This window comes from Cellulosimicrobium sp. JZ28, assembly GCF_015327065.1.
GTDB lineage: Bacteria > Actinomycetota > Actinomycetes > Actinomycetales > Cellulomonadaceae > Cellulosimicrobium > Cellulosimicrobium funkei.
On record NZ_CP017660.1, the window covers coordinates 3,328,024 to 3,342,037 of the forward strand.

A 14,014-nucleotide genomic window follows, 5' to 3' on the forward strand; every position below is an offset into this window, starting at 1 on the left:
CGGAGACCGCCCCGAACCGAGGCTACGGTGGCCATAGTAGACGCCCGTCCATCTCACGGGCAGAGGGTTCCCGCCACCGGAGCGCTGACGGCGGTGCTTTCTGGCTTTCGTCCCGTTTCACCCGGGACGTGAGGTCCTGGAAACTTCTCGCCGTTCCCGCGTCATGGACCGCTCGCCCGCACGTCTCATCTACATGGACCACCTCCCGGGGTACGCCGTGCCCGCGACCGACGCCGTGCGCGAGCGGTGGCGGCGCGCGAGCGCCGACAGCGTCTGGCTACGGCCGGGCGACTGGTACCACCCTGCCGTCGACGCGCTCGTCGAGGCGTTGTGCGAGGAGCGGGACGCGACGCCCGCCGCCGAGCGGCTCGGCCGCGTCCGCGCGGAGGCCGGGGTCGGGATCGGCGAGGCCATCGACGACGTCGTCTGCCTGTACCGCGCCCACGACCGCGAACCGGTCGTCGACCTGGTCCGCGGCGTGGCGGTCGGCTGGTCCGAGGGGTACGAGGCCAGCCCTGTGACACCCGAGGTCCTGGACCCGGAGTCCGGCCTCGCGACGACCCAGTACCTGGTGCACCGGCTCCGCGAGACGTACGGCGCGGCCGAGCGCGCGGGCCTGGACGCGACCCAGACCCACGGGCTGCTCGTCGTCGACGTCGCGCTCGACGACCTGACGGGCTGGCAGCGGTTCGCGCGGTCGGCGGCGATGGGCCGCGCGCTCACCCACACGTTCGGCGAGGGCCACCCCATGGCCTCGATCGGCAACGGGCTCTTCGTCGTGCTCGGCGAGCGGGACGCCGACGACGCCATGGTGCGCACCGTGCTCCGCCACAACATCGAGCGCACCGGTCTCGCGCTGGGCGTGACGGCGATCCTGCGCCGACCACCGCGCGTCTGGCTCGAACCCCTCCCCCGCACCCACACGGCGGCCGTCCAGCTCCTCGACACGCTCCAGCGCTGACACGACGACGCCCCGTCCCACGCGGGCGAGCACGTGGTCCGGGGCGTCCGGGGGCGTCTGCGGCCGGCAGGTGACCGACCGCCCGCGAGCAAGGCGGCGACCGCGCGTCAGCGCGGCGTGAAGGTGAGGCAGTCGGCGCGGTCCTCGCCGGACGCACCCGCCCCGACGCGGATCGACGGCGCGGAGCACTCGAGCGAGGCGTTGTGGACGCACTCCGTGCGCTGGCAGGCCCCGACGTGCGCGAGCACCTTCTCCAGCCCGCCCTTCGTGCCCAGCGGGATGAACGTCGCGCACTCGGCGTCGCCCGTGTGACCGGCGATGGTCACGGCGCCCGCGTGGCACCCGTGGTCGTGGTTGTAGCCGCAGCCGTCGATGGAACACTCGACGACCTGGGGCATCTCCGTGAGGCTGCTCATCGCGATCTCCTGTCTCCGAGGACCCGCCGTGGGTCGGTCTCCGCGTTCCACGGTATTCCCGGAATTCCTCGGTGTATAGCAAGGAAGGCCTTGCTAAGAAATGCAGGAATGCGCCGCAATTAGCGCACGGCATTCTTGCGGAAATGCCGCGCCGCAGGTCAGTTGTCGGTGCCGTCGGCCCGGGGCCGCCAGATGACGAGCGCGCGCGCCTCGCCGTGCTCGACGAGCGTCTCGCGCAGGGCCTCCTCGACCCCGCGCCGCACGCTGCGCCCGCGCGGCACGACGACGACGTCGCCGCTCGCCGCGGCGGCGAACACGCGGCCGCCCGGCTCGACGCGCGCCGAGAGCGCCTCGATGCGCCGCTCGAGCCGCTCGACCTGGGACTCGAGGGCGAGGATCCGCTGGATGCCCGCGAGGTTGATGCCCTCGTCGTGGCTGAGGCGCTGCACCTCAAGCAGCTTCGCGACGTCGCGCAGCGAGTACCGCCGCCCCCGGCCCGCGGTGCGGCGGGGCACCACGAGGCCGAGGCGGTCGTACTGGCGCAGCGTCTGCGGGTGCATGCCCGCGAGCGCGGCGGCCTGCGAGATAACGAGGACGGGCGCGTCCTGGTCGACGTCGGGCGTCACGTCCGGACCCGTCCGGGCGTCGTCCGTGCGGTACGCGGTCATCCGGGCCTCCTTCCCGAGCCGGCGCTCCGGGCGCCGGTCACTCCGCGGCCTGGCGGACCAGGTCGGCGCGCACGTCCTGGCCGGCGGTCTCGGCGGCGAACGTCTCGACGGCCTCGCGCGCGGCCTTCGAGAGCTTCTGCGGCACGGCGACCTGGACCGTGACGAGCAGGTCGCCGGTCGACTTCGCGGTCTTCACGCCGCGGCCGCGGACGCGCAGCGTGCGCCCGGAGGGCGTGCCGGCCGGCACCTTGACCTTGACGGTCGAGCCGTCGAGCGTCGGGACGGCGATGGTGGCGCCGAGCGCGGCCTCGGGGAACGTCACCGGGACCGTGATCCGCAGGTTGTCGCCGTCGAGCGAGAACACCGGGTGCGGGGTGACGTGCACGGTGACGACGAGGTCGCCGTCGGGCCCGCCGGCCGTGCCGGGGCGGCCCTTGCCGCGCAGCCGGATCTTCTGGCCGTCGCGGACGCCCGGCGGGATGCGCGTCGTGACCGTGCGGCCGTCGACGGTGAACGTCACGGTCGACCCCTCGACCGCCTGCCGGAACGGCAGGGTCGTGGCGGCCGCGAGGTCGGCGCCCGCACGGGGGCGGGGGCCGCCGAACTGCTGGCCCGCCGCGCCGCCGCCGAACATCGAGCCGAGGATGTCCTCGAACCCGCCCGCGCCCTGGCCGCCGGTCGAGTAGCGCACCCGGGTGCCGCCCGGGCCCCCGCCGCCGCCGAACATGCCGCCGAAGACGTCCTCGAAGCCCGCTCCCCCGGCACCGCCGGGGCCCGCGGAGAAGCGCGCGCCGCCGCCCGCCATCGCCCGGATCGCGTCGTACTGCTCGCGCTCCTTGGGGTCCGACAGCACGGCGTACGCCTCGCCGATCTCCTTGAACTTGGCCTCGGCGCTCGCGTCACCCTGGTTCTGGTCAGGGTGGTACTTGCGGGCGAGCTTGCGGTAGGCCTTCTTGATCGCGGCGTCGTCGGCGTCCTTGGGGACGCCGAGCGCGGCGTAGAAGTCCTTCTCCATCCAGTCCTGTCCGGTCACGGCGCCTCCCTCCTGTCGGTGGTCGTGGTCCTGGTCCTTCGTTCCGTGGCTGCTGCCGGTGGGTCTGCTGCTGGTGATCCTCGCGTGCCCGACGGCGGAGCGCACCTCCGCGCGGGAGGTGCGCCCGCGCCGTCGGGCACGAGGAAGGGGTGGCTACTGCGGGCCGACGACCGAGACGCGCGCGGCGCGCACGACCCGGTCCCCGATCCGGTAGCCCGGCTCGATGACGAGGTTCACCGTGGTGGCGGTGGCCTCGGGGTCGGGCTGGTGCATGAGCGCCTCGTGGACGGTGGGGTCGAACTCGTCCCCGACCGCGCCGTAGCGCTCGATCCCGAACTTCTCGAGCGACGCGTCGAGCTTGTCGGCGATGGCCGCGAACGGCCCCGTCAGCTCGCCGTGCTGCCGCGCGCGGTCGATGTCGTCGAGGACCGGGAGGAGCGCGGTGAGCACGTCCTCGACCCCCTTCGTGCGCGCGGCCTCCTGGTCGCGCAGCGACCGGTTGCGGTAGTTCGTGAAGCTGGCCCGCTCGCGCTGGAGCGCGTCGAGGTGCTCCGCGGCCTCGGCCTTCGCCGCGAGGACCGCGGCGTCGACCCCGGCCTCGTCGGACGGCTCGAAGTCGAGGCCCGCGAGCGGGTCCGTCTCCGCGTCGTCGCCCGCGGAGCCGCCGGCCTCGCCCTCGGGGCGGGGCCGACCGCTCTCCGGGTCGACCTTGCGTTTGTCCGTGAAGTGGAAGGGCTTGTCGTCGGAGCCCTGGCCGGGCTCGCGCCCGGCCTGCTCCTCGGGGCCCTGCGGGTCGGTCGGTCCGTCGGCCGTCACTTGCGCTCGTCCTCCTCGTCCACGATCTCGGCGTCGACGACGTCCTCGTCCGGGGCGGACGTCGCGCCCGCCGCGGCGGTGGCGTCGTCCTGCGCGGCACCGGGGTTGCCGGCGGCCTGCTCCTGCTCGGCCGAGGCGTAGAGCGCCTGGCCGATCTTCTGCGAGGACGCGACGAGCTTCTCGTGCGCGGTCTTCACGGCGTCGGCGTCCTCGCCCTCGAGCGCGGACTTGACCGACGCGATGTCGGCCTCGACCTCGGTGACGACGTCGGCGGGGAGCTTCTCCTTGTTCTCGGAGACGAGCTTCTCGGTCGAGTAGACGAACGCCTCGGCCTGGTTGCGGGTCTCCGCGTCCTCGCGACGCTTCTTGTCCTCGGCCGCGTGCTCCTCGGCCTCCTTGACCATGCGGTCGATGTCCTCCTTGGGCAGCGCCGAGCCGCCCGTGATGGTCATCTTCTGCTCCTTGCCGGTGCCGCGGTCCTTCGCGCCGACGTGGACGATGCCGTTCGCGTCGATGTCGAAGGTGACCTCGATCTGCGGCACGCCGCGCGGGGCCGGCGCGATGCCGGTCAGCTCGAAGGTGCCGAGCGGCTTGTTGTCGCGCGCGAACTCGCGCTCGCCCTGGAACACCTGGATGAGCACCGACGGCTGGTTGTCCTCGGCCGTCGAGAAGATCTCGCTGCGCTTGGTCGGGATGGCCGTGTTGCGCTCGATGAGCTTGGTCATCACACCGCCCTTGGTCTCGATGCCGAGGGACAGCGGGGTCACGTCGATGAGCAGGACGTCCTTGCGGTCACCGGAGATGACGCCGGCCTGCAGGGCCGCGCCGACGGCGACGACCTCGTCCGGGTTGACGCCCTTGTTCGGCTCCTTGCCGCCCGTGAGCTCCTTGACGACGTCGGTCACGGCCGGCATGCGGGTGGAGCCACCCACGAGCACGACGTGGTCGATGTCGGAGACGGAGACGCCCGCGTCGGAGATGACCTTGTGGAACGGGGCCTTCGTCCGGTCGAGGAGGTCCTGCGTCATCTGCTGGAACTGGGCGCGCGTGAGCTTCTCGTCCAGGTGGATGGGGCCGTTCTCGCTCATCGAGAGGTACTGCATCGAGATGGTGGTGCTCGTCGCGGACGAGAGCTCCTTCTTCGCCTGCTCGGCGGCCTCGCGCAGACGCTGGAGCGCGATCTTGTCCTTCGACAGGTCGACGCCCGAGCTGTTCTTCACCTGCTTGATGAGGTGCTCGACGATGCGGTTGTCCCAGTCGTCGCCACCGAGGCGGTTGTCGCCCGAGGTCGCGCGGACCTGGATCGTGGAGAAGTCGTCCTCGTCCTTGCCGACCTCGAGGAGCGAGACGTCGAACGTGCCGCCGCCCAGGTCGAAGACGAGGATGAGCTCGTCCTCCTTGCCCTTCTCCAGGCCGTAGGCGAGCGCGGCCGCGGTGGGCTCGTTGACGATGCGGGTCACGTTGAGGCCCGCGATCTGCCCGGCGTCCTTGGTCGCCTGGCGCTCGGCGTCGTTGAAGTACGCCGGGACGGTGACGACCGCGTCCGTGACGGGCTCGCCCAGGTACTCCTCGGCGTCGCGCTTGAGCTTGCCCAGGATGCGCGCGGAGATCTCCTGCGCGGTGTACTTCTTGTCGTCGATCTCCACCGACCAGTCGGTGCCCATGTGGCGCTTCACCGAGCTGATGGTGCGGTCGACGTTCGTGACCGCCTGGCGCTTGGCGACCTCGCCGACGAGGACCTCGCCGGTCTTGGAGAAGGCGACCACCGACGGCGTCGTGCGCGACCCCTCGGCGTTCGCGATGACCGTGGGCTCTCCGCCCTCGAGGACGGCGACCACCGAGTTGGTGGTGCCGAGGTCGATCCCGACTGCTCGTGCCATGTGTGTGCCTCCGTCGTTCTGGGTGCCCGACGGCGCTGCTGCGCCTCGGCACACCGGGTTGAGTCTGCTTCACTCAAGGTAGATCCGTGGTCGGTGCTCGCGCAACCTCACCCGGCTCAACTTGAGTCCATCAGGCTCAACCTTCACGCGACCCGCACTATTCCCCGCTCGCGGCCGCCCGGGACCGCGCCTGCTGGCGCGCGCGTTGCTCCGCGTAGCCCTCCTGCCAGTCGGCGGCGAGAGCCATGTCGCGGCGGCGGACCTCGTCGACCGCCAGCTCGACGGGGAAGCCCCAGGTGTCGGCGAGCACGAACAGGTGGTCGCCCGTGACGGTCGTGCCCCGGAGCCTCTCGAGCTCTCGGAGCCCTCGGTGCACCGTGCGTCGGAAGCGCGACTCCTCGTCCCGCAGCACGCCGCTCAGCTCCTCGTGCTGCTCGACCAGGTTCGGGTAGGCGTCGCGGTAGGACTCGGCCACGACGGCGACGAGGTCGTCGACGAACCGGTCCTCCAGCCCGAGCCGGAGCGCGTGCACCACGGCCCGGCGCACGAGCCGCCGCAGCACGTACCCGTGCGCCTTGTTGCTCGGCCGCACGCCGTCGGCGGCGAGGAACGTCGCGGCGCGCACGTGGTCCGCGATCACACGGAACGGGCGCGGGTCGTCCTCGTAGGTGCGACCGCTCAGGTCCTCGAGCCGGTCGACCAGGGGGCGCAGCAGGCTCACGTCGAACACGTCGGGGGTCGCCGTCGCGGCGGCGGCGATGCGCTCCAGCCCGCCCCCGAAGTCGATGCTCGGCTCGTCGAGGAGGACGAAGCCCTCGCTCGTGCGGCGGTAGCGCATGAACACCTGGTTGCCGATCTCGACGAACCGTCCTCCCTCGCTCGCCGGATGGGGCTCCCCGGAAGACGGGTCGTGGAGCTCCGGGCCGAGGTCGTAGAAGACCTCCGAGTCCGGCCCGCAGGGGTCGCCCACGGGCGTGCCCTCCAGGCCACCTCCCCGGCTCCACCAGTTCTCCTCGGCGTCGTAGAGGAAGACCCGGCCGCCGCGCATGCCGTCGCGGTCCCCGTCCGCACGCGACCCCACGTCCACGACCGACGCCTCGATGCCGTGCTCGGCGAACACCGTGACCCAGGCCTGGACCGCCGCGTCGTCCCGGAGGATCCCGTGCTCCGCCGAGCCGCGGAAGCACGTGACGTAGAGGCGCGCGAGGTCGACGCCGACGAGCGCGAGGAAGTCGACGAACCACCGGACCTGCCGCTCGACGTCGGCCGACCCGAGGCTCCAGTTGCCCAGCATCTCGAAGAAGGTCGTGTGCCGTCGGTCGCCGACCTCGTCGATGTCCTGCGACCGCAGGCACGGCTGCGAGTCGACCAGGAGCCGCCCGGCGGCGTGCGGGCGCACGCCGAGCAGGTAGGGCATCAGCGGCTGCATGCCCGCGCCCGTGAACAGGGTCGTCGGGTCCTCGCGCAGGACGAGGGGCGCTCGCTCGATCACGGCGGGCCCCCGGGCGGCGAAGAAGTCGAGGTAGGCCGAGCGGATCTCCTGGGCGTCCATCCGTCGACCCCAGGGACCGGCACCACCGACTTCCAGGGCAATCCCCGCAGCCCCGGCGAGGACGACCGCGCCCCGCCACGGTGGGGGGCACCGGGGCGGGGCGGGCAGGGTGGCGCGGGGCGGCGGGTGGGGCACACCGGGGCGGGGTGGCTCGACGGGAGCCGCGCCGCCCCTCGCTCAGATGAGCTCGACGCCGTCGGCCTGCGGCCCGCGGTCGCTCTGCCGGATCTTGAACCGGACCCGGTCACCCTCCTCGAGCTCCTCCCCGCCGCGCACGACGGACACGTGCACGAACAGGTCCTCGCCGCCGGCGTCGGGCGTGATGAAGCCGAAGCCGCGGTCCGCGTCGTACCGCGCGACCGTGCCCTCGCCGCCGCGCACGCGACCACCGGACGCCGGACGACCGCGGTCCGAGCCCGGGCGGCCACGGTCGGCGCCCGGTCGGCCGCGGTCCGGACCCGGGCGCCCGGAGCCGCCCACGAGCTGCACGTTCCGGGCGTTCGGCCCCTTGTCGCCCTCGACGACGTCGTAGGTCACGCGCGCGCCCTCGGCGAGCTCGGTGAGCCCGCGGCCCAGAGCGCTGACGTGCACGAACACGTCGTCGCCGCCGCCGTCGGGAGCGACGAAGCCGAAGCCCTTGACGTCGTCGTACCAGGACACGGTGCCGTCGGCACCGTCCGCCGCGGGCTGCGCGGCCTGCGCGCCGAGCGGCAGCAGGTGGTCCGCCTGCGGGCCCTTCTCGCCCTCGACGACGAGGAACGCCACGCGCTGCCCCTCCGTGACGACGCCGCCCCCGACGATGGCCGAGCTGTGCAGGAAGATCTCGTCGCTGCGTCCGTCGGGCGTGACGAAGCCGTAGCCCTTGGCCGGCTCGTACCAGACGACGGTGCCGAGCACGCCCAGGGGCGCGTCGGCAGCGCGGTCGCCCGTCACGCGGACGCGTCGCGCCTGCGGGCCGCGGTCGCCGGTGCCCATCTCGAACTCGACGACCTGCCCCTCGCGGAGCTGCTTCGGGCCGTCGTCACCGACGATCTCGGACGCGTGCACGAACAGGTCCTCGGCCTCGTTCCCGAGGTCGATGAAGCCGAACCCTCGGTCGGCGTCGAACCATCGGACTGTTCCCTGGGGCACCTAGGACTCCTTGCATCGACAGACAGTGCTGCTCCTAGTGTCCCCGACGCCGCCGCGCCCCGGCGCCGCGGGACCGCTCGGCCGGCCTCAGCGGCCGGTGCCCGACGCGCCGGCACCCGGCTCCGTGCCCGGGTCGTCGACGTCGTCGCCGCTCCAGCTCCGCTCGTCGCCCGGGTCGACGTCGGTCGGAACCTCGGGGTCCTTCGGCATCGAGTCGTTGGCGAGCGCGGGGAACGCGCCCGCGGTGCCGATGTCCGGCTCGCCGCGGACCGGTTCCTGCTCGTCCCGCCGGTCCTGCTCGTCGCCGGTGCCCCGGCGGTCCTGTGGCTGCGACGCGGTCATGAGCGGGCCCTCCTGGTCTCCGGCCCGGCCGCCTGGTCGACCGGGCGCACTCTCTCGACCGTACGTCGCCCCGCCGGGCTCACCACCCGGGCCGCGGGCTACGGCGCCGCCGCGGGGACGACGGGCTTCCCCTCGTCCGCCGGGTCGTCCGTCCCGTCGACCACCGGGTCCTGCTCGACCGCCGAGTCCTGCTCGACCCCCGGGTCCGCGTCCGGCGCGGCGGGCGCGGCGGCGGCGGCCGCACGACGGCGGCGCACCACGAGCACGACCGCACCGGCGAGCGCCGCGACGACGAGCAGCACGGCACCGATCCCGACCCACGGCGCGACGGCGGCGCGCGACGACGCGTCGTCGGCCGCGGCGGCGGCCTCGTCGAGGCGCCCGGCGTCGAGCGCGGCGCGTGCCTCGGCGGTCGAGCCGTCGACGTCCAGCAGGAGGCGGCCGAGGTCGGCGAACGGCCCGCCGCCGGTGCTCGCGGCGACGGCGTCGCCGACCGTCCCGACGACCTCGACCGTGCGCGGCAGCACGGTCGCGAGCGCGGCGTACTCCTCGGCGGTGCGGGCGCTCTCGTACTGCGTGCGCACGGCGGCCGGGTCGGGCAGGCCCGCGTCGTCGGCGGCCTGCTGGACCTGGCCGGCGGCCGCAGCGGCGTCGGGCCCGATCGCCTCCCGGGCCGCGTCGGCGTCCGCGAACGCCCAGTCCGTCATCGCGGTGCGCAGCCCCGCGGGCGGGAGCCACTGGCCGTCGGCCGCGTCGAGGGCGACGTAGGCCTCCCTGGCCGGGCCCCGCGCGTCGAGCAGGGCGGTCTCGTCGGCGTCGGCGACCCACGTGCGGTAGGCCGCCTGGGCGTCGGCGACCTCGCCGCGCACCTCGACGAGGTCGAGGAAGCGACGCCCGTCGGTCAGGCCCGGACGGCCCGGCTCGCCGGGGGCGTCGTAGGCGCTCTCCCCCGCGTACGCGGCGGCGACGAGCGACCCGAGCGCCTCGTCGTCGAGCCCGCCGACGAGCGCGGAGACGGCCGTCCACGCGGCGGCGTACGCGTACTCCTCGGTGGCGTCGGCGCCGTCCTGCACGTCGACGTCCGCCCAGGCGACGAGCGGGAGCGCCTCGGCCGCGTCGCGCGCGGGGGCCGGGAACGTCTCGGTCGGGCCGCCCGTCTGCGCCGCGACGCGCTCCCCCACGACCTCGGCCAGGCCCTCGGACACCCACCGGTCCGCGAACCGGTCCCCGGCGAGCCACGCGTGCGAGAGCTCGTGGAAGAGCAGCCCGGCGTCGAGGTCCTCGGGGATGACGATCTCGCCGGAGCCGCGGTCGAACCACGCGTACCCCAGCACCTCGGGCGACACGTCCTCGCGGATGCGCTCGAGGTTCCCCGGCCACGGCATCCCGACGACGCGCTCGAGCGTGGGCAGCCCGGCGGCGACCTGCTCCGCGACGAAGGCGCTCCACTCGGCGTCGCCCGGGAAGCTCTCGAGCACGAGCTCCGTCCCCGCCGCGTCGACCGTCGTCGTGTCGACCTGCGCCGGGTCCCGGAGCGAGACGAACGACCACGTGCCGAGGTCGTCGGTGCTCTCCGTCGCGCGGTGCGTCCGGGTCGTGCCCTCGAGGATCGGGGTGAACCCGTCCCACGTGCTGTCGAAGTCCATCGACGTCGGGGTGACGATCTCGACGGTGACCTGCCCCGGGTCGCCGGCCGCGCTGACGGCGAACGTCGCGTACCCGGGCCCGACGCGCGTGTACCCCTCCGAGCGGATCGGCTCGCCCGGGATCGTGTAGGCCCACTCCACGGTCCGCTCGCGCCCGTAGTTGAGGGGCGAGAACGAGACCCGTGCGGCGCTCGTGGCCGGGTCCTCCGTCGGCTCCAGCGTGACGGGGAGGGTGGCGCCGCCGCTCGTCGCGGTGACGTCCGTCGCCCCCGCCGGCACGGGGATGCCGTAGGCGTCCCAGTAGTAGAAGTACTGGCCGCTGTCGGGCTGCTCGTTGCGCAGCGTCGTCGTCACCCGGACCCGGACCGGGCCGGTGCCGTCCACCTCGTAGCGGACGTGCGACGTCTCCGACAGCCCGTCACCCGGGTCCGCGCTCGCGACCCCCGGCGCCCCCACCACGACCGCGCCCGCGAGCACCCCCACGAGCACCGCGCGCGACGCCGTCCGCCCCGCGCACCGCCCGTCGCCGGACCCTCCTGAGACCACCCCTGCACCGCCGTCCTCGCCGAAGCGCACAGCCCGTCGCCCCCCGCTCGTCGGGACCGGTCGACGACGACCGGAACGGGACACCGGCGGGAACTGTACCGGCTCCCGGGGACGCTCCGGACCACGCCCCGGGGCGGGTGGCGGACACCTCGTGGACACCTGGTCCTGGCACGCTGTGCGGGTGACCACCGCACCCGGCCAGCCGTCGCTCGCCCGCCGCCTCGGCACGACGGACGCCGTCGTGGTCGGGCTCGCGTCCATGGTCGGCGCGGGCGTGTTCTCGGCGTTCGCCCCGGCGGCGGCCGCGGCGGGGACGGGCCTGCTCGTCGGCCTCGCCCTGGCCGCCGTCGTGGCGTACGCGAACGCGACGTCGTCGGCCCAGCTCGCCGCGCAGCACCCGACGTCCGGCGGCACGTACGTGTACGGGCGCGAGCACCTCGGCCCCTGGTGGGGCTACGTCGCGGGGTGGGGCTTCGTCGTCGGGAAGACGGCGAGCTGCGCCGCCATGGCGCTCGTCCTCGCCGCGTACGCCGCACCGCCCGGGTGGGAGCGTCCCGTCGCCGCCGCGGCGGTCGTCGTGCTCACCGCGGTCGGCTACCGCGGCGTGACGCGCACGGCCCGCCTCGCGCGCGGGATCGTCGCGGTCGCGCTGCTCGCGATCGCGACGGCGGTCGTCGCGAGCCTCGCGGGGACGACGCCGCAGTGGTCCGCCGTCCTCGACGCCGACGGCGCGCACGGCGGCTGGTACGGCGTCCTCCAGGCCGCGGGGCTGCTGTTCTTCGCGTTCGCCGGCTACGCGCGCGTCGCGACGCTCGGCGAGGAGGTGCGCGACCCGCGCCGCACCATCCCGCGCGCGGTCCTCGTGTCGCTCGGGACCGTCGTCGTGCTCTACGCCGTCGTGGCGGTCACGCTCCTCGCCGTGCTCGGGCCCGTCCGGCTCGCGACGTCCGCCGCGCCGCTCGCCGACGCCGTCGCGGCCGGGTCGTGGGCGTGGGCGGGACCGGTCGTCAGCGTCGGCGCGGTCGCCGCGAGCGCCGGCGCGCTCCTCGCCCTCCTGGCCGGGGTGAGCCGCACGGGGCTCGCGATGGCCCGCACCGGCGACCTGCCGGGCTGGTTCGCCGCAGTGCACCCCGTGCACCGGGTGCCGCACCGCGCGGAGCTCGCGGTCGGGGCGGCGGTCGTGCTGCTCGTGCTCACGACGGACCTGCGCGGCGCGATCGGGTTCTCGTCGTTCGGGGTGCTCGTCTACTACCTCGTCGCGAACCTCTCGGCGCTGCGCCAGACCGCGCCGCACCGCCTCTACCCGCGCGTGCTCCCGCTGCTCGGCGCGCTCGGGTGCGTCGCGCTGGTCGTCACCCTGCCCGTCCCGAGCGTGGTCGCGGGGCTCGTCGTGCTCGCGGTCGGCGTCGCGCTGCGGGCCGTGCGCGTCCGGTCGTAGCCGCGGGTCAGGACGCCTCGGGCTCGGGCTCCGGGGGCGCGCCCGTGGCGTCGTCGGACTCGACGACGCGTGACGACTCGCCCTCCTCACCCGCGGGCGGCAGGCCGCGCTCGTCGGGCGCGTAGTAGCGGCCGGTGTAGCGGGGGCGCAGGAAGTTCTCGGTCGTCAGCACGGCGTCGACCTCCTCGGCCGTGAGCAGGCCGCGCGCGACCACGACGTCGCGCACGGAGGCCCCGGTCCGGGCGGCCTCCGCGCCCACGAGGTCGCCGTTGCGGTGGCCGATGATCTCGTTGAGGTACGTGACGATGCCGATGGAGTCGAGCACGTGGCGGCGGCAGACCTCGACGTTCGCCGTGATGCCCGTGACGCACTTGGTGCGCAGCGCGACGCACGCGTTGGTCAGCAGGTGCAGCGACTCGAACATCGACTGCGCGAGCCCGGGCTCCATGACGTTGAGCTGGAGCTGCCCGGCCTCGGCGGCGTGCGTGATCGTCACGTCGTTGCCCATGACCTTGAAGCAGACCTGGTTGACGACCTCGGGGATGACGGGGTTCACCTTGGCGGGCATGATCGACGACCCGGCCTGGAGCTCGGGCAGGTTGATCTCGCCGAGGCCCGCGCGCGGCCCCGACGACAGCAGCCGCAGGTCGTTGCAGATCTTCGACAGCTTGGCCGCGAGCCGCTTGAGCGCGGAGTGGACGGCGAGGTAGGCGCCGTTGTCGTAGGTCGCCTCGACGAGGTTCTCGGCCGGGACGGTGTGCAGGCCGCTCACCTCGGCGAGCCGGCGCGTCGCGACCTTCGGGTAGCCGGGCGGGGTGTTCAGCCCGGTGCCGATCGCGGTCGCGCCGAGGTTGACCTCGAGCAGCAGCTCGCCCGCGACCTCGAGCCGGCGGATCTCCTCGCCGACGTTGACGGCGAACCCGGCGAACTCCTGGCCGAGGCTCATGGGGACCGCGTCCTGGAGCTGGGTGCGCCCCATCTTCAGGACGTCGGCGAACTCGGACGCCTTCTCGTCGAACGCGCGCTCGAGCCGCCGCACCTCGTCCTGGAGCCGCGCGACGAGCTCGTGGACCGCGAGGCGGAAACCCGTGGGGTAGGCGTCGTTCGTGGACTGCGAGCGGTTGACGTGGTCGTTGGGGTTGATGACGTCGTAGCGGCCCTTCTCGAACCCGGCGAGCTCGAGCGCGAGGTTCGCGACGACCTCGTTGGTGTTCATGTTGACGCTCGTCCCGGCGCCGCCCTGGAACACGTCGACCGGGAACTGGTCGAGGCACCGCCCGTCGCGCAGGATCGCGTCGCACGCGGCGACGATCGCGTCGGCGACGTCGCGCTGGATGGTGCGCAGCTCACGGTTCGCGAGCGCAGACGCCTTCTTGACCATCACCATGCCGCGCACCATCTCGGGGACGTCGCTCACGGTCGTCCCCGAGATGCGGAAGTTCTCCATGGCGCGGACCGTGTGGACGCCGTAGTAGGCGTCCGCCGGGACCTCCTTCGGTCCCAGCAGGTCCACCTCGGTGCGTGTCCGTTCGCTCGACATGCCCCGACCGTAGCCCGGCCGCACGCTCCCGCACGCCCGGGCGAC

The 14,014-nt window shown here is 74.1% G+C and carries 12 protein-coding genes; 2 read left to right on the forward strand and 10 right to left on the reverse strand.

Features of this window, described 5'->3' with window-relative positions:
* The first annotated feature begins 163 nt into the window (after positions 1-163).
* Positions 164-961: a hypothetical protein gene (locus tag BJP59_RS14910; RefSeq protein ID WP_021482762.1), complete on the forward strand. Its 798-nt coding sequence runs from the start codon at positions 164-166 to the stop codon at positions 959-961.
* A gap of 107 nt (positions 962-1,068) precedes the next feature.
* Here BJP59_RS14910 and BJP59_RS14915 read toward each other — a convergent pair whose 3' ends face one another.
* The 9 genes from BJP59_RS14915 to BJP59_RS14955 all read right to left on the reverse strand — a co-directional run bounded on the left by BJP59_RS14915 (position 1,069) and on the right by BJP59_RS14955 (position 10,991).
* Complete coding sequence (locus BJP59_RS14915; RefSeq protein WP_021482763.1) at positions 1,069-1,377, reverse strand: DUF1540 domain-containing protein; 309 nt, start codon at positions 1,375-1,377, stop codon at positions 1,069-1,071.
* Between the two features lie 158 nt (positions 1,378-1,535).
* Positions 1,536-2,045, reverse strand: a complete 510-nt coding sequence (locus BJP59_RS14920; RefSeq protein ID WP_083384591.1) for a heat shock protein transcriptional repressor HspR — start codon at positions 2,043-2,045, stop codon at positions 1,536-1,538.
* Between the two features lie 37 nt (positions 2,046-2,082).
* Positions 2,083-3,078 carry a DnaJ C-terminal domain-containing protein gene (locus tag BJP59_RS14925; protein ID WP_114552964.1) on the reverse strand — a complete coding sequence of 332 codons (996 nt, stop codon included), beginning with the start codon at positions 3,076-3,078 and terminating at the stop codon, positions 2,083-2,085.
* Positions 3,079-3,231: 153 nt separating this feature from the next.
* A complete protein-coding gene (gene grpE, locus BJP59_RS14930) occupies positions 3,232-3,894 on the reverse strand; it encodes a nucleotide exchange factor GrpE (protein WP_194521306.1) in 663 nt (220 codons plus the stop codon).
* The gene (dnaK, locus tag BJP59_RS14935) at positions 3,891-5,774 is read right to left on the reverse strand and encodes a molecular chaperone DnaK (RefSeq protein WP_021479837.1); all 1,884 of its coding nucleotides are present in this window, start codon (positions 5,772-5,774) and stop codon (positions 3,891-3,893) included. The genes grpE and dnaK overlap by 4 nt, the downstream gene beginning before the upstream one ends.
* A 157-nt stretch (positions 5,775-5,931) precedes the next feature.
* Positions 5,932-7,326, reverse strand: a complete 1,395-nt coding sequence (locus tag BJP59_RS14940) for an alanine--tRNA ligase-related protein (protein WP_194521307.1) — start codon at positions 7,324-7,326, stop codon at positions 5,932-5,934.
* Between the two features lie 177 nt (positions 7,327-7,503).
* Complete coding sequence (locus BJP59_RS20250) at positions 7,504-8,457, reverse strand: cold-shock protein (protein ID WP_175009302.1); 954 nt, start codon at positions 8,455-8,457, stop codon at positions 7,504-7,506.
* Between the two features lie 87 nt (positions 8,458-8,544).
* A complete protein-coding gene (locus tag BJP59_RS14950; protein ID WP_194521308.1) occupies positions 8,545-8,799 on the reverse strand; it encodes a hypothetical protein in 255 nt (84 codons plus the stop codon).
* A 98-nt stretch (positions 8,800-8,897) separates the two neighbouring features.
* Positions 8,898-10,991: a hypothetical protein gene (locus BJP59_RS14955; RefSeq protein WP_194521309.1), complete on the reverse strand. Its 2,094-nt coding sequence runs from the start codon at positions 10,989-10,991 to the stop codon at positions 8,898-8,900.
* Positions 10,992-11,250: 259 nt separating this feature from the next.
* Between BJP59_RS14955 and BJP59_RS14960 the strand changes: the two genes are divergently transcribed.
* A complete protein-coding gene (locus BJP59_RS14960; protein ID WP_194523085.1) occupies positions 11,251-12,429 on the forward strand; it encodes an APC family permease in 1,179 nt (392 codons plus the stop codon).
* 7 nt (positions 12,430-12,436) lie between these two features.
* On the opposite strand, the gene aspA is transcribed toward BJP59_RS14960, so the two are convergent.
* The gene (aspA, locus tag BJP59_RS14965; protein ID WP_021483266.1) at positions 12,437-13,969 is read right to left on the reverse strand and encodes an aspartate ammonia-lyase; all 1,533 of its coding nucleotides are present in this window, start codon (positions 13,967-13,969) and stop codon (positions 12,437-12,439) included.
* Between the last annotated feature and the right edge of the window lie 45 nt (positions 13,970-14,014).